This window comes from Qipengyuania pacifica (assembly GCF_019711555.1).
Taxonomy (GTDB): domain Bacteria; phylum Pseudomonadota; class Alphaproteobacteria; order Sphingomonadales; family Sphingomonadaceae; genus Qipengyuania; species Qipengyuania pacifica.
Genome location: NZ_JAIGNQ010000001.1, coordinates 972229 through 992055 on the forward strand (window position 1 = coordinate 972229; position 19827 = coordinate 992055).

The window sequence follows — 19827 nt, forward strand, 5'->3', positions numbered from 1 at the left end:
ACCGCGGCTCCGGCTGGCGGAAAATTCAACCGATTCCCAGTCGAACCAGATCGTGCATGTGAACGATGCCGACCAGCTTTTCGCTGTCCGTTACGAACAGGACCGAAACGGCGTTATCGTTCATCAAGGTCAGAGCCTGTGCTGCCGGCATGGACGGCTCGGCGGTCACCGGACGCGGCGACATATGGCTTCCGATGGGATCGTCGAGATCGTGGATTGCGATACAGCGGCGCAGATCGCCATCGGTAAATGCGCCCACAAGCTTCTCGTCGGCATCGATCACGGCAGTGCAGCCATAGCGTTTGCGGCTCATCTCGATCGTTGCGCTGCGCAGAGTGGCATCGAGAGTGACTCGCGGCAAAGCCTCGTCCGCACCCATGACCTTCTCGAGCGTCGTCAACTGCGCACCCAGGCGACCGCCGGGATGAAACAGGCCGAAACTGTGTGACGAAAAACCACGAGCTTCGATCAGGGCGACAGCAAGCGCATCGCCAAGAACCAGTTGCATGGTCGTCGATGATGTCGGCGCAAGCTCGTTCGGACACGCTTCCCGCACGACGGGTAGGGTCAGACAGATATCGGCCGCTTCACCGACCCAGCTCGACCCGTTCGCGGTCGCCACGATCAACGGCAGTCGATGCATGCTGCAATAATTGACGATGTCGCCAAGTTCGCGTGTCGTGCCCGACCAAGTAATCGCGAAGACTACGTCATCGCGCGAAATCGCGCCGAGATCGCCGTGGCTGGCTTCTCCCGGATGCAGGTAGAGCGCGGAGGTACCGGTCGAACAGAAAGTTGCCGCAATCTTGCGGGCGATGTGGCCGCTTTTCCCGATCCCGGTGACAATGATCCGCCCTTTGGCAGATGCGAAAGCGTTCACTGCCTGTTCGAAAGCATCGCCAAGGCCGGTCTGCTTGAAAGCACTTTTCAGATCTTCCAGGCCACCGATTTCGATCTCGAGCGTTTTGAGGGCGGAGACCATGTGGTCGGAGGCTATTGTATCGTTGATCATAGAAAGGAATTTCTGCGCAACTCTGGAAAACGATGTAGGGGGCGCGTATCTTGAAATCGCTTTGGCGCCCGTAACGGCTCGTTCACCTCTTGGTGCTGGTGATGTCAAGCGGTCACTTCTAGCAGAATGTATTTTTGGGGCGGACTCTACAAGATTTACGGTAGGGCGTTGTAAAAACACCTCAAAGAGCGGTCGATGAGAATGGATTTGAACAAATGATACTGTGTGGTCGCAAGATAACGGCAGAAACCCCGCTATTCGTGATTGCCGGGCCGTGCGTGATCGAAAGCGAACAACATTCTCTTCATGTTGCGGATACCTTGGCCGCCATTGCCCGGCGCCTTGATGTGCAGCTGATTTTTAAAAGTTCCTTCGACAAGGCCAACCGTACGTCGGGCGACTCGTTTCGCGGGCCTGGCTTGGACGAGGGGCTTCGCATTCTCGAAAAAGTTCGTGCTGAAACGGGGCTGCCGGTCCTCACCGATGTACATGAAGCGAATCAGACCAACCCCGTGGCCGAAGTCGTTGATGTTCTGCAGACTCCTGCCTTTCTCGCTAGACAGACCGACTTCATCGTCGCCGTTGCCGCCAGCGGAAAGCCGGTCAACATCAAGAAGGCACAGTTCATGGCGCCAGGCGACATGCAGAATGTCGTAACAAAAGCCCGCCAGGCGGCGGCTGCAGCGGGGAAAGAAACCGACAATTTCATGCTTTGCGACCGAGGCACGTCGTTCGGATACAACACGCTTGTATCCGACATGCGCGGCCTCTCGATCATGGCGGAAACAGGCTGCCCGGTGATTTTCGATGCGACCCATTCGGTTCAGCAGCCGGGTGGGCTGGGTTCGCGCTCTGGGGGGCAAAGCCAGTATGTGCCCCTCCTGGCCCGCGCTGCCGTTGCGGCCGGCGTCGCCGGTGTATTCATGGAGACGCACCCTGATCCGGCTTCGGCGCTCTCGGACGGCCCGAATGCGCTGCCGCTCGATCGATTCGAATCCCTCGTGTCTCAACTCATGGCCATCGACGAGATCGCCAAGGATTCGCTGCGGGCCGAGGTGTAAGGGCCTTCTCCGCATGAGTTTGATCAACAAAGCCAAGGCCATCGCGCTGGCGCCGATCCACGTTCTTCAATTGGGGACCTCGGCGAAGAGCTTTCTCGACCATCCCCTGATCGGGTCGCAGCGCCTCAATCAGATGGGCCTTCACCGCGCTCGCGTACGCTTTGCGGATGCAATGTGCAGGTGGCGCAGGCGCCGTCTTGCAAAACATGTGCGTAGCGACTGGCGCGAAGCATTCGATCGTGACGGTTTCGTCGTTATCGAAAACGTGGTTCCAGCGGCGGAATTCAGAAAGCTCCGCGAGGCCATCCTGCACTCCGAGTGGCCCGCCCGGGAGATGCGCCAGGGCGATGCCATCACGCGTCGCATCGCAATCGATACCGAAATGCTCCAGGTAACCCCGGACCTTAGGCGGTTCTTGGCACGAAAAGATATCAATGCGCTATTCCACTACGTGGCGAGCTTTCGCATTACGCCGCTCCATTATGTTCAAACGATCGTTTCCAACCTCGTCGGCGGGGGCACCGATCCGCAGCAGGTTCTTCATGCCGACAGCTTTCACGCGTCCATGAAGGCTTGGCTATTCCTCAATCCGGTCGCGAAAGAAGACGGACCCTTCACCTACGTCCGTGGTTCGCACCGCTTTACGCCGAAACGCATGGAGTGGGAGCACGAAAGGAGCCTCGTTGATCCTCGGTCAATTGATCGCTTGTCTGCCCGCGGTTCGCCACGCGTCGATGCGTCAGGCCTGACGCAAATGGGATTGCCCCCGGCAGAGGCTCTGGCACTGCCGGAGAACACGCTCGTCGTAGCAGATACCAGCGGTTTCCACGCTCGCGGCGCAGCAGAGAAGGCAAGGGAGCGGGTTGAGATCTGGTCTTATGCGCGTCGCAACCCGTTCTTGCCTTGGCTGGGCGGGGATCCCCTGAGCATTCCCGGAATCGCCGAGAAGCGCGTAGGTTGGCTCTGGTCCTTCCGCGACCGCTTCGAAAAGACCATCGGACAGCCGTGGCAGGACGTCGGCAGGCGTAGACCTATGGACGATAGTGCTACCGGCTGAATGAATTCGCACTAGGTGCGCGGGCGTCTATCACGTCTCAGCATGACCCAGGTCAGCGCCGACGTTGCAATGATCGGGCCTATAACATCGGCGAACTGGTCGGCTTTAGTCCAAACCTTCAGATCGAAAGCGGCCCACCAAGGGGCGTTGGCCCGGAGGCCATGCCCGAATTGCTCGATCCATCGGTATTCCGCCTGCGCCAATTCCCGCCCGATGAAATATCCACACGCAAGCAACGCTCCGGCCCACCAGTTCCGGGTCAAGAGCCCGACGATGATTTGTATCGCGAGCGCTACCAATGTGTGTTCGGCGAATTCGATGCGCAAGCCTCCCTGTGGTCCCTAATTATTCCTTAATTATTCACGTTATTCGCGACCGCGGTCGCAGTGACAATCGGCGAGAACAGCTGACCGATCGTCTGGATAAGCTTACGGGGTTGATTGCTTTCGGAATTACCGAAGTAGAGGATATCGTCATCACGCAACGCAAACCTCTGCGCTAGAAAAATGGTCGGCGCTTGCATCAGATTGAAATGATAGACTGTCGGCTGGGTTTGATTGGGCCCGGTATAGCGGAAAAGGAAGACCGCTTTTGGATCCCCAGTATCGCCATTCGGTCCGCCTGCGGCAGCAATTGCTTCAATGATATTCATCCGCTCGCGTACAAAGGGCATTTGTTGAACGCGGCCGGATGCTCCCAGCACCGAATAGAGCATCGGTTCGTCAAGAATAGTGATGCGATCTCCAGGATAGGCGCGCACGCGTTCGTAAGAGCCCGCCAAGACATCGGAAAGTCGCAATCGAGCGAGGTCGTCTCCCCGTTCAATGAGAAGGGTGAGGTCTTTTGCCTCTCCCCTATACCCACCAGCAAGAGCGATAACATCAGACATAGTTTCTCGGTTGGTTTGCAAAACCAGACGTCCCGGCCGAGCCACTTCACCAGCAATTATAATAGAATTACCGATCACTTCCTCGCGGCCCACTAAAACTTGGGGATCTTGCGAAAGGCTTCGAAGCCCATCTCGTATCTTCGTTTGGACATCGGCCACAGTGTTGCCCACTACTTGGATCGCACCGACATAAGGGATGTCGATCATTCCATTATCATCAACCCGACGTGGAGGAAGCGTTTGAGCACGTACTGAAGGATCAAACCCTCCGGCTCCATTGGCTGCCAACTGGCCGCTGCCACCAAACAGCGCGACGCCAGCTTCAAATATTGTGACGGAAAGCACGTCACCCGGTCCGATCATATCGGAGGGTGGGGGATCGTAATCGGGTAATTCCCACGCCGCTGGAGCTGCGGCCGGTGGCACATCGACAACCGACTCGACAGGAACGATTTCAATCGTCGCCCCGTCGACCTGCGCTTGCAACGCGGTGTCAGTGATCTGGCTGCCGGTAGGCCCGCTGGATGGCAATGTGGAGCAAGCGCCCAGCAAAACAAGCACAAAAATCGATAAAAACGGTTTCAGTTTCATAGTGAGTTCGTATGAGATTTGAGTATGAGGCCCACCCCCTAACCAATAAGCAGGGTCAGGCATAGCCTGTTGCGATCGACCTTAGAGAAACTAGTTGAGCGGGGCGAAAAAAGCGGGTGTAAGGTATAGTCTGGGTTTGATGCTTTTGCTTATTCATCAGCGTGACCGGTAGGTTGAGATTGGTTCATGGAAGTCGCGCTCAATCATGCTGCGCACGCAATCGCTCGGAAGAGGCGCTTCCAGCGCTGCCGTGTCCGGGGGGGTGTGTGTGGAGGGGGAATGGGGCTTAATGTCGTTTCCCCCCTTTGTTGCAGCCCAATAATCCGCTATCGCTTGTGGCGTGATGCGAGCTAATGAATCGGGGAGTTCGGGCCATACGTGCGCCCAGTGGGCCGGGCCGTGAAAGAGGAGTTGCTCAGGCTAGCTGTTCACTTGGACGCTGCGCGGCTTTCTCCACGTGCTTGGCTGATCGCGCTATGGTGGCGGTTGTTAGGCAAGCGAGTGCGTTCTCGCGCGCAGTTTGCCCCTTTGCTTGGTGCATCTTCGTACGCCTATCGGTTGTGGTTGCGCGACGAACCTGCGCCGGTGAGTGCCGATTTCGAGCACGAAAGGGCGATTGTAGCTGTGGTTGGGCAAGGGGAAGGGCGGGATGAGACAGTTCGAAGCGCAGAGGTTGAAGGGATCCCAGTCGTCGGAACAGAGCTAGGGGCCTGTTACCTGGAACTAGGGGGCGATGCACCGTTGTGGCTCATGTGGCTAGAGGCCGGGGACACGCTGGCAACGGGAGCAGGGGCAGCCTATCGCGCCGCGCTCGGTGTTGCGCACGCGCGCGTTATCTATGCCGACGACGATATCATGAACGCAAGGGGGCGCCGTAATCGGCCACATTTTAAACCCGAATGGAATGCCGAACTGCTGCGCTATCACGATTACGTGACGGGTGCAGCCATTGTACAGGTCGATCGGGTTGAGCTTTGGGCGGCGCTAGCGCACGGCACTGTCGCAGACCTTGCGGCGAAGGCAGTTGTCGACACCGTTCCGGACGAAGTGATACGGTTGCCCCACGTTTTTCATCACCGTAGGACACGCCCCGAACCTCGGGTTCCTGCTTCCCCTAACTCCTTGGGCAGTCAAATGATGAAAGGTGAGATGCCCCGGATCAGTGTCATCGTGCCAACGCGCAACCGACTGGATCTCCTACGGACCTGCATCGATGGCCTTAACCGTACTCATTGCCCATCCATGGAAGTGATAGTCGTCGATAACGGCAGTGACGACCCGGCCGCGTTGGAATACCTTGCTACGCTCGATCCAAATCGGTTTCAGGTCGTGCGCGACGATGGGCCGTTCAATTTCTCGCGTTTGAACAACCGCGCCGCTCAAATTGCGACCGGAGAGCTTCTGTGCCTGCTCAATAATGACATCGAAGTGATTTCTCCCGATTGGCTCGACATCATGGCGCGCCAAGCTATGAGGCCCGAAGTGGGGGCGGTTGGCGCACGCCTGCTTTATCCGGACGGACGCATCCAGCACGCTGGCGTGGTTCTGGGTATTTGCGGCGGAGCTGCGCATGCGCACAAACTCCTGCGGCCGGAAGAGGCGGGTTATTTCTGTCGCCATGCCCTGCCGCAGTTCGTTTCGGCCGTCACCGCAGCCTGCCTTGTTGTGCGCCGCGAAAAATTCGAGGCGGTTGGCGGACTTGATGAGGAGAACTTCGCTGTTTCTTTTAATGACGTCGATTTGTGTATGCAAATGAACCGGCGGGGTTGGCAGTCGCTCTATGAACCACGCGCAACACTTATCCATCACGAATCCGTATCGCGCGGCTTTGATCGCGATCCGGTAGGCGCGGCACGACTCGCTGGCGAACTGGAGGCACTCAAGGCGCGGTGGGGAACAGGGGACATGGATAGGCAAGTAGATCCATTTCATCACCCACAGCTCAGCCGATATAGCGAGCGCTTTGCGATCCGCCTAATCGGATAAGGCAATGACTACGAACAAACCTATCTCGCTCGACGAAGGACGCCTTTACCTCCCACAAGTCACGTTGTGCGCGGTGACCTCGGTCAATATCGCGGCGACCTTGCACGCCTTGGAATTTTCGTTGGACCAGATCCGCTTCGGGGCATGCAAGCTACTGACCGATGCCGAGGTCCGTTCTGCGCCACCAGAAGTAGAAGTCGTGCCGATCGAGCCGCTACGTACTGCAATTGCCTATTCTGACTTCCTCCTGACGAGCCTTTCTGATCATATTTCAACCACGCACTGCCTTGTCGTGCAATGGGATGGGCATTTGCTTAACGCCGGACGCTGGCAACCGGAGTTCCTCGACTACGACTACATTGGCGCGAGCTGGCCGCAGTTCGACGACGGGCACAACGTCGGCAATGGTGGATTTTCGCTTCGGACGCTTAGGTTGATGGAACTGTGTCGAAATCCCGCTTTCGTTAGGCATCACCCTGAAGATGTCGCGATAGGTCGCACAAACCGAGATTGGCTGGAAAGGCGGGGTATGCGCTTCGCGCCTAGCGACATGGCGGATGCATTTGCGGCCGAGCGAATCGGCGATCCACTGCAGACCTTCGGCTATCACGGCGTGTGGAATATGCCCCGAGCAATAGGGGTTGGCGCATTTTGGCAGATATATCGCCAACTGGATGAACGCGAAGCACTGAAGCGGGACTTCGCCAGTTTGTTGGGAGATGTCCTGCGCGGTCCGCGCGGCATGTTACGTGCGGCTCGGATGATCGGCGACAGATACTGAGGATAGGGCCTTACTAACTCGCATTGCATGCAAGAAATCGATGTCTCCACCGTGACGGCTCGTGTCCGCTAGATCAGCTAGATCGATTTTCTTGTGCGCCGCATAATGCGGCCCGATGCACCTGTTGGAAGATAAGGATTGTATCTGAATACCACCAACTTATCGAGGGAGAATAGGCCGTCCTTCACACTCTTGATCCAAAAGATTGATTTACTATTGGCGCGCAGACCTTTGCGCGAGCGGTAAAGCCTCGGCCAACGATAATTTAAGCAGTCAATGACGCGCAGCCTAGTCTGACATTAAATTAGCTAATATGCTTTTGAGCCCCTCATTTAAGCGCGAGCAGGCGAAGTGAACTACGTGGTTTGTGCGCAGGTTAAGGTGCAGGAGCTAGTAGTGTTCTGGCGACCGGATATGTGGCCCGGGCGGAGGCACAGTTTCGGCATTGGGCGTAGACTTTTCCAACCTGGGTGCCGTATAAAGCACATTAAAGCTACTTAAAATGGAAAGTTTAAACTCAAAGCATGACTGTAAACCTAATGCGCGACCGAAAGCCCATTCGCACAGGCTTCCTTGTTTTGACAGCTGAGATTTTCCATTTTTCGGCGAGGAGCGCCAGCCATGCATGATACGGCTTATCACATCGGCGGCTTGGTCCTAGAAACTTATCTCCCTTCGTCTGCTGCTAAGATCCTTGAAGTTGGATCAATGAACGTCAACGGTTCGCTGCGCGATCATTCTCCGCGCAATGCCGAATACGTGGGATTGGATTTTGAAGCTGGTGCGAGCGTTGATTTAGTCGTCAAGGGAAATAGTGATTGGAGCGTTCCGGACGGTTATTTCGATCTTGTGATAGCCTCATCTGTATTCGAGCACGATAGTGCTTTCTGGCAGACATTTCTCGAAATGTGCCGGAAGGCGAAGCCGGGCGGTCATATCTATGTTAACGCACCGTCGAATGGCACCGTTCACCGTTATCCTAGAGATTGTTGGCGCTTCTATCCTGATGCTGGGTTGGCGCTTGAGGATTGGGCATGCAGTCAAGGCTTTGATCTAACGATGATAGAGAGCTTCGTTGCGGAAAAGGCGGCCGACAATTGGAATGATTTCTGTGCGGTCTTCCGGCTCAATCCATGCAACGATGAATTAAATCGAGACTTTGTGTACAATAAGGTTGCATCGACCAACGCGCTGAGTTGGCGGTCTTCGTTGACAATGAACCCTTTAGACGACACGCAGGACACGCGTCTTCTGCGCGCCGCGCGCGAGGAAGCCGATGCTCTGAGGGAAGAGGTGCATTCCGCGCATCGGGAGGCTGACAGGTTACGTGTTGAGGCGGACACACTACGCGATGAGGGCGCGGCTTTACATGTGGCGGTTCGTAAGGCGGAAGAAGATGCCGCTGCGTTGCGTATCGAAATGCTATCGCTTCGTGAATTACTTGAGACGAGTACGGCGAAGGCGGAGCGGCAGAGCGGCACTCATAAGCTGGAAATCGAAAACCGGGAGAAAAATATTCGCCAGCTGGCCGATGAAGCTAAGACTCTGAAGGAGGAGGTCGACCGGCTTGCTGGGCAAAAGGCGAACGCCGAGCACCGCTTGCAGGAGCGCTTCCGCGAAATTGCCGGCCTTACACGGCTTATTCAAGAACGCGACCATGTGATCGCTGCCGAACAAACCCGTGCTGAATGGCTGCGCGACGTAGTTTCAGTGTTAACCAAAGGCTATTCGCGCGCTCTACGGGGACGTTTGGCTAGAATGTTACCAACATACTTCAGTCATAAGCGTCAGGAAGCCTGGCTGCGCCGAGAGGGATTGTTCGATATCGAGGAATACACAACCATTTACCCGGACGTGACGAAGAGTAAAATTCATCCTCTCCGGCATTACATCAATCATGGTATGCAAGAAGGCCGCCTTACAGGGCCAAGGACATAACCATGGCTGAGATTATCACCGACAGCCATATCTCTGCTGTTCGCAAATGGAAGCATTTTGATGCCAATTGGTATTTGAACGAATATTCCGACGTTGGCATGCTCGGCCTTGACCCAGCCTATCACTACTTATGGATTGGAGCACAAATCGGGCGCAAACCTTCGGCGGGATTCAATCGATTTCCAAGTCGATCCCTCAACGTGAATGACATTGTTCGCGAGATTGAGCGTGGTGACGCCCACGGGCAAACGGTTTTCGAGGAAGTATTCCAAGGATCTCACTTGTACAGCCAACCTGCCGAGTTTGTTGGCCCCGGCGGCATGGATGCCGCAGCGATACAAGGCATCCGCGTGGCTGTGCATGCTCATATGTACTATGCGGATCTTGCCGAGGAGTTCGTTAGACACCTGAGTTGCATCCCATGCGCGTTTGATCTTTACGCATCCACGGCAAACGATGAAGCCCGCCGGAAAGTAGTATCGGCTTTTTCGAGTATCCCAAATGTTCGCCGAGTTGACGTACGCGTTGTACCGAATATTGGTAGGGATATTGCGCCATTCGTGGTCGAATTTGGCAAGGAACTGTTAAATTACGATGTCATATCCCACGTTCAAACCAAAAAATCGCTTTATAACAATGGTACGACGGATGGTTGGCGCGAATATATTCTCCAGTCTCTGTTCGAAGATCCTGCGCGGATCGCGCTGTATTTAAAAACGTTGCAATCGGGACGGTACGGCATCATTTACCCGCAATGTTTTCATAATTTGCCGTATATGGCGAATACGTGGCTAGCGAACTCTGGCATAGCCCGAGCTTGGGCCTCTCGCTTTGGTGTCGAAGCATTGCCTGATGGCTATTTCGACTTTCCTGCGGGCTCAATGTTCTGGGCTAATGTGGAGGCATTGCGGCCGTTGCTTGAGGCTGATCTTGATTGGGAAAATTTTCCGCCAGAACAAGGGCAGACCGACGGTACGCTCGCGCATTGCATTGAGCGCATGCTAGGCGTGGTGCCGACATCCCGTCATTTTCAACACGGGGTTATCCGTGATGTCCGTACGCCAAGCTGGTCTCGCTGGCGGCTAAACCAGTTCATTGATCGGCCGTTGGAACATCTCCACGCTACGATTACTGACCCGGAAATTAAAGTTGTTGCATTCGACATTTTTGACACTCTCTTAACACGGCCACTCCTCGATGCCGACTATGTCAAACGGCTACTCAACGCCGAACACGAAAAAGCTGGGGTGCAGGGTTTCGACGAAAGGCGGATGCGAAGCGAAGGCGCTGCGCGCGAGAATAAAGGGCGTGATGTCGATATTTATGAAATTTATCATCACCTTGTCAAATCGATGGGAGTCAAGGACGACGCGTTGACGCCTGACCGCGAGATAGAGCTTGAGGTGAAATCGGTTCGCCCGCGTAGCCAAGTAGTGGATCTACTTCAGTTTGCAGTCGAAAGTGGCAAGAAGGTAGTGTTGGCTAGTGATATGTTCTTACCTCGGTCTGCCATTGAAGCAATGCTCGATGGTTGCGGCATTAGAGGGTGGGACACGCTTTATCTTTCCTGCGAGGTCGGAGTGCGCAAGGACAGCGGCGAATTGTACGAGCATATCTTGGCTGAAGAGCAGGTCAGTCCCAATCAAATTTTAATGATAGGCGATAATGAGCGGTCCGACTTTCAAATTCCTTCCGACATGGGTTTCCGTACGATCCATCTGGTGAAAGCAACTAACATTCTTCGCGCCATACCGCGGTTTGCAGGCCTTGTGCCCGACGTAGGGGCGGCGTCCGTTGAGGATCAGTTTCTGTTCGGTGCAATTGCATCGAAAAATTTTTCGGCAATCACTTACCCGAGTTTCTCGCCCAATAATATGTTTGGTTCTACGCCTAAATCCATCGGGTATGGCTTGCTCGGCCCGATTACAGTGGCGTTCTCTCAGTGGCTGTTGGAACAAGCAGGCGAGAATGGGGTCGATAGATACTATTTTCTGGCGCGTGAAGGTAAGTTTCTAAAAGCGGTGTTCGACCGTTGGCAAGCGGGGCAGCGCAATCTAGTGCGTAGCGAGTACCTTCTTATCTCCCGTCGTGCTGTTACTGTTCCATGTATTCAGACACTGGACGACATCTTTTACATTGCCGCGGCTAACGATTTTCATGGTGCATCGATGACGATGTTTCTAAATGAGCGTTTCGGCACGACGTTAGACGATGCCATCTGGGCCCAAGCAAAGCGTGATGGGCTGTGGTCGCGAGAAGCGCCATTAATCATTTTGGACGGCGGAATTGCCCATATTGAGCAGTTCCTGCGCTTTGTCGCTCCATACATTTTTAAACAAGCGGCTATCGAGCGGGGAAATGCGTTACAATATTACAAGGCAATGGACTTGTGCAAGGATGAGGGCGGCGCGGTGGTCGATGTTGGTTACGGTGGCACGATCCAAAGGCATCTGATCAAGCTACTGGGTCTCAAGATACATGGTCTGTATATGATGACGGATCGTCGTGGCAGTGCTCTTGAGGAAAGTGCTGATGTAACCGCTAAAGGCTGTTTCGTTCAGGGAGCTGAACAAAAGGCTTCGTCCTCGCCTATGTTTGTGAACAGCTTCATTCTCGAAAAGATGCTGAGTGCGGACGACGAGCAGGTGCTGCGTTACTTATCGTCTGGCACTGCAGAATTCCGTGAGCGTGGTGATTATTTGGAGGCTGGACAATCTACCCGTCGCGAGATGCAGGAGGGAGCGATGGACTTCGTCGCGGATGCCGCGCGGTTCCGTGACGAAATGGGCGTTAGTTTGCGCTTTGACCGCGCGCAGTGTGAGGCCTTGTTCTCTCGCTTTGTAACGGGCCTTTCGCCAGTCGAAAAAGACATTTTCTCTAACTTGGCTCTGGACGATCTCTATTGTGGCCGTGGGATCGTAGTCAATTGAGACCGGAAGACCCGAAATCCAATCTAATTTTGGGCATCAGGAGGGCTCGGCAGGGGGGTGCGTTAATAATTAACACATTGGGATTGCGAAACTTCTGTGGCCTACCTCTCATTGGTGTCTGTGAAGCCCACGTGAAGGGCTGGCCGGGAGGCCTTTCAAGCGTACCTTTACCTCCGCGCCCGTCGGCGAACGTGGAGCGACCTGACAGATCACGCTTGCTATCTATCTTGTTGCTAGAGAAACGGCGCGACGGGAGTTAGAAGCGAACAGCTTGTCTCGCTAATTTCCGCTGCTGCTACGCGGAGTTCGAACGACGTACTCGACTTGCAATACGTATGTGAAAGAAATCTCTAAAAAATGCGTCAGCTCATAAACTACTACGTTGGTTCCGACCATACAGTAAAGTAGGCTCCCGACGTGATTAAATGCAGTGGCGTGGATGAAGGCTAGCTGGCTCGCGCGATGACAATTCTGCTTGTACGGCGTTGGTAACATTTTGGTCTTGGACGCGACAAAGAAAGTCAGCGCTGATATTATCCAGACCAGTACTGGTGGTGTGTCGCTGCGATATCGATTTATGGCTCAGAGATAGCCGAACAAAATCAATGAAATTGCCGCGGGTCGTCGGTCGCTGTCGCAATGCTGAGGTCAATCATCCTGCTAACCAATTACAGCCGACGCCGACTTGACCCCACTCTTCCAGCATGAGGGAAAAGGCATAATCTTTCCCTAAAAATTACGGGCGCATTGTCACTAGGCTATAGACTCATGAATGAGCTATAGGCTCATGAGTGCGGAGCCTGAGCCGTGTTGAGGCGAGTTGGATCATGGCGAAGAAGTTTGCGTCTAGCTTTCGTAGCGGATAGCGACCCGGCGGAAGCTTCAGTTCGGAAAAGAAGCGCTCGATCAGGTTCCGCTCGCGTTGAGCCACGTGCTGAAGTTGCGGGATATTGACGAACGCACACCTCTTGCTACGTGATGATCGGCGTCATGAGCCTTATCAGCCGACACGTTTGTTCCCGCACTAACTTGGTCAAGCAGATCGTCAGCACCTTGGCCGTTATGGCCTTGCCCGTCGACAAGCGTATGGACTTTTGTCGTGGGTCCGCCTCGGGAATGACCGAGACAACGATCTTTTTCTTTTTTTGCCGTCGCGGCCTGCGAGAGGTCCGAACGGAAGTGCTATTTACCATCTGGATACCGCCTTCACGAGCGGCGGTGATGGCGTCCATCCGGTCCCAAACACTCCGCCTTTCGGCATCGCACGAAGTGATTGTAGCATGTGGTTCGCGGGCCATATCGTTCAGATAAGCCACGCCACAACACACCTGATCGCAGCACTCAGAAGATACTGGCCCACACGCGGCGATCATCGACTCGGGGCATGCCTCTGGGATTGTTGCGCAGAAGCGACTCGATCGCTCGCCATTCGAAGTCGGTCAGGACATAGCGGCTCATGACAAGGCTGAATGAAACCCCAGTGCCAATGGAATAGGCAGCTTTTAACAAAGGTAGTAGAGATTGCGTGCAGCGATTGCATGCTGCATCGTAGGGCCATGAAGCGCGTCTGCAGTCTTATAGCGAATGCTTTGGTCGCATCGGCTTGCTAGCCGAATTCCCCTACTAACCGACTGTAGGAGATTGTCGCAACCGCACGCGATAGCTCCTGCGGAGAATGATGGGCCGGTCGATGCATCCGAGCGCGGTAACTTTGCTGATGACCTTGCCTATGTGGCCCAGGCAACGCCGCAAAAGTTGGTTTCAAGCGGAATATTGACAGAACCCTCGTCGCTTTTATCGACGAGGATTGCTACGTCGTATGAACATCTGCTGACTCACGTGATGATGTTGGTCACCACCGCTTATGAGATCACAGCCTAGATGAAGGTGAGATAAAAATAGGGCGCGTACAGTGCGAAATCAGTTTGCACTGTATAATCGTGCGATTCGCGATTGGAATTCTAAAGGGCATTGTAAATTTCGAGCGCTGCATTAACATCATGGTGCATAGTTGCGTGGCCATCATTTATAATAACTGCTCTGCTGCAATAATCGCGCACCACCTCGTTACTATGTGAAGCTAATATCATCGTACGGTCTCTTCGTTTTTCGAATAGCTCATAATGACATTTGCGTTGGAAATTCTGGTCGCCCACGAGAATGATCTCATCAATCAGATAACATTCGAATTCGATCGCCAATGACAGCGCGAAGGCCAAACGCGCCCGCATGCCCGACGAATACGTCTTGACAGGCATCGCAAGTTGCCGGCCCAGCTCGGTGAAATCCTCTACAAAGGCTTTTACATCTTTATAGTCTCGCTCATAGATACGAGAGATGAAGCGAGCGTTGTCATACCCGGTTAAGCTCCCTTGGAAACCACCAGCAAAGCCCAACGGCCAAGATAGGGACATCCTGCGGTTGATGCGACCAGATGTTGGCATTTCGACACCGCCAATTAGTTTGATCAGCGTACTTTTTCCCGCGCCGTTCCGCCCAAGAAGAGCGATGCGGTCGCCTCGCTCGATGACAAGATTCACGTTGCTCAGCACCTGCTTTCGAGCAGCCCCATGCTTGTACGACTTAAAAATGTTTTCGCAAACGATCATTCTACAGTCAGTATCCGGCGTACATGGCGGCATAGGGCAAGGCCCAATGCTCCTGCTACCAGCGAGCAAGCAAGCGGATTCCAAATGTTGTAGTATGCTGTAACCTGATCCCCCCATATGCCTTTTCGCATCATCTCCATGGCGTTTACGAATGGCGACCAGAGAAGATATTCACGCAATGACGGGGTAAGCCAACTCGCCATTGTGAAGAGCCCAGAAAAAGGGATCATTATGTACGTCACCACCGGCATGAACTTTTCCAGCACTTCCGACATTTCGGAAAGCGGCGCTATCATGAGGCACAGTGATAATACAAAGAGTGAGTAAAGTGCCCACCCAGCTACGAGCATGCCGGGTTGGGAGGGTATGGGAAACTCGCTGAATAGCATGAGAATGCTGGCGATAAAGACGTAGGCCATCATGCTGCCGAGCAGTTCAATGACGAAGCGCGCTAGCACAAAGTCTACAATCTTGACTTGGCGATGGTACATAAGGCTACTGTTTGCAACAAATATGCTCACGCTGCGCGAAACGCCGTGACGGAACAACGTGATAGGAATGTAGCCGGTTACGACAAACGCAATGATGCCAATTCCATGCTCCTCCGGCCCTTTTAAAAACCGCCAGATGATAGCTACTAGACCGGCAAATACCAGCGGTTCGACCATGATCCAAAGAAAGCCTATGTTTTCTCGCCCGAACCGGGTGTGCAGTTCGCGGATCATTAGAGCGTATATCACTCGGGTTTGGATGCGCCATCCTTTGTGCAGCCTGCGCAAAACACTGCTGGGCATCGTCAATCTTCCGGTGCGTGCTCGAGAATGCCAACGACGAGCATCCATCCGATGAAATACAAACACGTAAGAACCGCAGCGCACACAATGATGTTCAAAAGCCTGCGCGGCAGCAATGGGGTGTCGGGCTTGTTGGCTTCGACGATCCTTACTAGGTAGAATTGCTGACGCTGCGCTTCGTTGCGGGCCTGTGCGAGCGCTGCATTGGCAGCAGTAAGGTTTTCAGTTGCGAATTCTTGTTCGACAAAAAGGTCCTCATAGCCACCCATTTTTGAGGCGATGCCCCCTTGTGATCCGACAACGCGGGTATCTTGAGCAGCAATCTGGACCGACATGGCGGCAATTTGATTGCGCAAAGCGGAGATGGACGGGTTAGCAGGCGCCACACGTTGCATCTCGTCGAGTTGTGCCTGAAGTGTAGCGCGTCTAGCTACCATGCTATTGGAAATTTCCAGCACCCCCACTGCCTGCTGTTCTGGATCGATCAGTTCCTGCGTGTTGCGATACGTTGCCAGCGCAACCCGGGCACGCCTAGCACGTTCAACGGCTAAGAGAACTTGTCTTTCCGCTTCGGACACCACCTTATTCTGCGCACGCTCGTTCAATTTGTTGACCAAGGCTTCGCTGAGGTCCAGAAGAGTGCGATTGATTACAAAGGCATCTTCCGGAGTGAATGCCTTCACCGTAAGAACAGCCGTTCCGTTCTCAGTGTCCAGATGCGCGTCGACCATCTTACTGTAATATTTATATAAATCTTCAAAGGATTTGTTGTTGAATGGCCCCGGGAAGCGAGAGAGAAAGTCGCCTTTCTCGGCGTATTTCTCGCGAATTCCAGCCTCCTTCTGCAAATCGCGCAGGGCATCGCGAGAGCGCACAAATTCGAGAATTTCTTTTGCTTGCTCTTGGCCACTCGACAAACCAGTGGTCTGGACGAGATTGGCTAGCGAAGAGATCTGTGGCCGTTTCTCGTCAGGACTTTTTATGACGAAGCGGGCCTCAGACACATAAATGTCTGAGGCGAATAGCCCATAATAGACCGCTACAAACAGTGTAGGAACGACGACGATTAGCACAAACCAACGCCGCTTCCTCAGCCAAACTGAGATGGCGGATCGAACGGCTATTTTCTTTGTTTCAATCGGAAATGATTGTTCGGCGTTCATAATACTTTCGTGATACAAAATGTGGGATCGTCCGGGGCGGTGCGATCATTTCGCGCTTCGCTAGGCGAACAGGCCTAAGCGCGCAAGTCCAGCACGAAATGTCGGTCGGCCGTCCGTGACAATCTAGAAGAGTTGCTTCATCTAAGCCGCTCGTAGCTGTGCAGGTCTGTTCGTGTCGAGAAGAAATGTTGAAATCATTAGCGCTTAAGCAACAGTCGCGGTTGTGCATCGATAACACGCGATGCTAGGGGCCCAATCGGATGGAGCGATTTCGGTGTACAAGCAACGGGGAAAGTGCAGCAGTGTTTTTATTTGCAGGTCCTTCGAGTGGTCTATCTATTCTGATGGCCCTGTCTTCCTGCGACCGCCGCTCAGGAAAGCGCTTGGTGAAATGGGTGTCAGCTCTCAAGGTGCTGCTGCTATTTCAACTCGTATGGTTTCCGTCATGACGGTCGTGCAGCGGGTTATCGCTTTTCCCAGTCGTTAGAGTAGAATCATGCAGATCCAATCTCTGAGCCTTTTTGGATTGAACCTAATAGTCCCCCGGCGGTTAGGGGACGAGCGCGGTTATTTCTCTGAAACTTTCCGTGAAGACCGGTTCACAAACGTTGCAGGTGACTGGACCTTCGTACAGGACAACGAGTCCCTGAGTGTCCAAGCCGGAACCATCCGCGGTCTTCATTTCCAGAGCGCACCGCACGCACAAGGCAAGCTGGTGCGTTGCACTGCGGGCGCGCTGTTCGATGTGGCGGTGGACATCCGCTTCGGTTCGTCCACTTACGGGCAGTGGGTTGGCGCAACACTGACACCTGCCAACGGCAAGCAACTGTGGGTTCCGCCGGGTTTTGCCCACGGTTTCTGTTCGCTCGAGCCTCATACGGTGATTTGCTATAAAGTCACCGACTATTACAATGCCGGATGCGACAAAGGTCTTGCCTGGAATGATCCGGCGATCGGGATTGAATGGCCTGATGTCGCCGATCCCGACACGCTTTCCGCCAAAGACTGCGCGCAGCCGCGGCTGGCAGATCTCCCTGCCTATTTCAGCTGGAGCGAATAGTAATGCGCGTCATCGTAACAGGCGGGGCCGGCTTCATCGGATCGGCCCTCGTCAGATATCTGGTGCTTGATAAGGGCTATGAGGTCCTGACCATCGACGCCCTGACCTATGCCGGTTGTGAGGATTCACTAAAGGCTGTGGGGAATTGCGACAACCATCGCTTTCTAAAAGCCAACATCTGCGATCGCGTTGCGATGAATGCGGCAATTGCGGATTTTCAGCCCGACCGCATCATGCATCTGGCCGCCGAAAGTCATGTCGACCGTTCAATCACTGGCGCTGCTGACTTCATCTACACCAACGTGGTTGGCACCTTCACCTTGCTTGAGGTGACGCGCGGCTACTGGAACGGGCTTGATGCCGACGCAAAGGCGGCCTTTCGCTTCCTTCACGTTTCCACGGACGAGGTGTATGGATCGCTTGGCGATGAAGGGCTGTTCGAGGAAACCACTCCCTACGATCCCAGTTCGCCCTATTCGGCGTCAAAGGCAGCGTCGGACCATTTGGCAAAGGCTTGGGAGCGCACTTACGGGCTACCGATTGTGGTGTCGAATTGTTCGAACAACTATGGACCTTACCACTTTCCTGAAAAGCTTATCCCACTAACGATCCTCAATGCGCTCGCTGGAAAGACGCTGCCCGTCTATGGCACGGGCGACAACGTGCGTGACTGGTTGTTTGTGGATGATCATGCCCGCGCGCTTGACATCATAATTGAGAATGGTCGGGTTGGCGAAACCTACAACGTGGGTGGTCGCAACGAACGCCGAAACATCGACGTGGTACGTCGTATCTGCGCCGTGCTCGACGAACTCGTGCCGACAGATGCCCCACGGGAGAACCTTATCGAATTCGTCACGGACCGGCCGGGGCACGATGCGCGCTATGCAATTGACGCCACCAAGCTTGAGAACGAGCTTGGCTGGCGAGCTACTGAGAATTTCGACACGGGCATTGAGAAGACGGTGCGCTGGTATCTGGACAACGAATGGTGGTGGCGTGCTTTGCGCGACCGTTACGACGGTGAGAGGCTGGGTCTTTCCACAGTGAAGGAGTCTGCATGAGGGTTGCCGTCACTGGCAAGTCAGGCCAAGTGGTTACCGCATTGATCGAACGCGGTGGCGCTGCCGGGCACGATGTCGTCGCGCTAGGTAGACCTGAGATGGACTTGTCCGACCCAGCATCGGTCGCCCGCGCTTTCGAGTTGGCAACACCGGACGTCGTGGTTTCTGCCGCTGCCTATACTGCGGTCGACAAGGCCGAGAGCGAGCCCGACATGGCTTATGTCGTCAACGGCGCGGGTGCGGGTGCAGTGGCGCGCGCAGCGAAGGCTTTGGGCGTGCCGATGATTCACGTCTCTACCGATTACGTATTCGACGGCATGCTGGACCGGCCGTACGTTGAAGCAGATCCTACCAGCCCTACCGGTGTCTATGGCGCATCCAAGCTGGCGGGTGAGGAGGCGGTACTGTCCGAGCATGGGGACAATGTCGCGATTTTGCGCGTTGCGTGGGTTTACAGCCCCTTCGGCGCCAACTTCGTCAAGACCATGCTTCGCCTCGCTGGGGGCCAGGATAAAGTATCGATCGTAGCCGACCAGGTGGGCAACCCCACCAACGCACTCGACATCGCCGATGGTATCCTTCTGGTAGCTGAAAACCTCCTTTCCAGTGACGATCCGGATCTGCGCGGCGTGTTTCACATGACCGCGAGCGGGGAGGCCAGTTGGGCGAACTTTGCCAAAGCTATCTTGGCCGAATCCGCCGCCAGAGGGGGTCCGGGCGCGAACGTGAGGCCGATCTCGACCGCTGAGTACCCCACCCTTGCCACCCGGCCCGCGAACTCGCGGCTCAATTGCGCGCACATTGCGAAAGTTCACGATGTGACGCTGCCTGACTGGCGAACCTCGTACGGCGCCGTCGTAGCTCGTCTAATCCAAGAAGGATCATAAAAATT

15 protein-coding genes and 1 pseudogene are annotated in these 19827 nt (G+C 54.6%); 9 read left to right on the top strand and 7 right to left on the bottom strand.

Annotation, left to right across the window (positions count from 1 at the left end; translation table 11 throughout):
* Positions 1 to 25 precede the first annotated feature (25 nt).
* On the bottom strand, positions 26 to 1012 hold the full coding sequence (locus K3177_RS04770) for a KpsF/GutQ family sugar-phosphate isomerase (protein ID WP_221597314.1): 987 nt from the start codon (positions 1010 to 1012) through the stop codon (positions 26 to 28).
* 215 nt (positions 1013 to 1227) lie between these two features.
* Here K3177_RS04770 and kdsA point away from each other — a divergent pair, with 215 nt between their 5' ends.
* Positions 1228 to 2073: a 3-deoxy-8-phosphooctulonate synthase gene (gene kdsA, locus K3177_RS04775; RefSeq protein ID WP_221597316.1), complete on the top strand. Its 846-nt coding sequence runs from the start codon at positions 1228 to 1230 to the stop codon at positions 2071 to 2073.
* Between the two features lie 13 nt (positions 2074 to 2086).
* Positions 2087 to 3130, top strand: coding sequence for a phytanoyl-CoA dioxygenase family protein (locus K3177_RS04780; RefSeq protein ID WP_221597318.1), 1044 nt, complete (start codon positions 2087 to 2089; stop codon positions 3128 to 3130).
* An 11-nt stretch (positions 3131 to 3141) separates the two neighbouring features.
* On the opposite strand, the gene K3177_RS04785 is transcribed toward K3177_RS04780, so the two are convergent.
* Complete coding sequence (locus K3177_RS04785; RefSeq protein ID WP_247714222.1) at positions 3142 to 3456, bottom strand: hypothetical protein; 315 nt, start codon at positions 3454 to 3456, stop codon at positions 3142 to 3144.
* A gap of 26 nt (positions 3457 to 3482) precedes the next feature.
* Positions 3483 to 4610 (bottom strand): polysaccharide biosynthesis/export family protein, encoded by a 1128-nt coding sequence (locus tag K3177_RS04790; RefSeq protein ID WP_221597319.1) that lies wholly within the window; start codon positions 4608 to 4610, stop codon positions 3483 to 3485.
* 750 nt (positions 4611 to 5360) lie between these two features.
* On the opposite strand from K3177_RS04790, the gene K3177_RS04795 reads away from it, so the two are divergent.
* The 4 genes from K3177_RS04795 (at position 5361) to K3177_RS04810 (ending at position 12245) form a co-directional block, all read left to right on the top strand.
* Entirely contained in the window at positions 5361 to 6596 is a 1236-nt protein-coding gene (locus tag K3177_RS04795; RefSeq protein ID WP_247714223.1) for a glycosyltransferase family 2 protein, read from the top strand.
* Between the two features lie 73 nt (positions 6597 to 6669).
* A complete protein-coding gene (locus K3177_RS04800; protein WP_345725353.1) occupies positions 6670 to 7377 on the top strand; it encodes a DUF5672 family protein in 708 nt (235 codons plus the stop codon).
* Positions 7378 to 7998: 621 nt separating this feature from the next.
* Complete coding sequence (locus K3177_RS04805) at positions 7999 to 9315, top strand: class I SAM-dependent methyltransferase (RefSeq protein WP_221597322.1); 1317 nt, start codon at positions 7999 to 8001, stop codon at positions 9313 to 9315.
* A 2-nt stretch (positions 9316 to 9317) separates the two neighbouring features.
* Positions 9318 to 12245: a rhamnan synthesis F family protein gene (locus K3177_RS04810; RefSeq protein ID WP_221597323.1), complete on the top strand. Its 2928-nt coding sequence runs from the start codon at positions 9318 to 9320 to the stop codon at positions 12243 to 12245.
* Between the two features lie 766 nt (positions 12246 to 13011).
* On the opposite strand, the pseudogene K3177_RS04815 reads toward K3177_RS04810, so the two are convergent.
* From K3177_RS04815 to K3177_RS04830, 4 genes and pseudogenes are all read right to left on the bottom strand, one after another.
* Positions 13012 to 13703 (bottom strand): annotated as a pseudogene (locus K3177_RS04815) (IS5 family transposase).
* A 503-nt stretch (positions 13704 to 14206) separates the two neighbouring features.
* Positions 14207 to 14854, bottom strand: a complete 648-nt coding sequence (locus K3177_RS04820; protein WP_221597324.1) for an ABC transporter ATP-binding protein — start codon at positions 14852 to 14854, stop codon at positions 14207 to 14209.
* Positions 14851 to 15579 carry an ABC transporter permease gene (locus tag K3177_RS04825; RefSeq protein ID WP_247714224.1) on the bottom strand — a complete coding sequence of 243 codons (729 nt, stop codon included), beginning with the start codon at positions 15577 to 15579 and terminating at the stop codon, positions 14851 to 14853. The genes K3177_RS04820 and K3177_RS04825 overlap by 4 nt, the downstream gene beginning before the upstream one ends.
* A gap of 71 nt (positions 15580 to 15650) precedes the next feature.
* Positions 15651 to 16811 (bottom strand): KpsE/RkpR family capsule polysaccharide export protein, encoded by a 1161-nt coding sequence (locus K3177_RS04830; RefSeq protein ID WP_221597326.1) that lies wholly within the window; start codon positions 16809 to 16811, stop codon positions 15651 to 15653.
* Positions 16812 to 17307: 496 nt separating this feature from the next.
* On the opposite strand from K3177_RS04830, the gene rfbC reads away from it, so the two are divergent.
* From rfbC to rfbD, 3 genes are read left to right on the top strand one after another with little or no spacing between them, the layout of a single operon-like run.
* The gene (gene rfbC / locus K3177_RS04835; RefSeq protein WP_221597328.1) at positions 17308 to 17871 is read left to right on the top strand and encodes a dTDP-4-dehydrorhamnose 3,5-epimerase; all 564 of its coding nucleotides are present in this window, start codon (positions 17308 to 17310) and stop codon (positions 17869 to 17871) included.
* 2 nt (positions 17872 to 17873) lie between these two features.
* Positions 17874 to 18935: a dTDP-glucose 4,6-dehydratase gene (gene rfbB / locus K3177_RS04840; RefSeq protein WP_221597330.1), complete on the top strand. Its 1062-nt coding sequence runs from the start codon at positions 17874 to 17876 to the stop codon at positions 18933 to 18935.
* Positions 18932 to 19822, top strand: a complete 891-nt coding sequence (rfbD, locus tag K3177_RS04845) for a dTDP-4-dehydrorhamnose reductase (protein ID WP_221597332.1) — start codon at positions 18932 to 18934, stop codon at positions 19820 to 19822. The genes rfbB and rfbD overlap by 4 nt, the downstream gene beginning before the upstream one ends.
* Positions 19823 to 19827 lie beyond the last annotated feature (5 nt).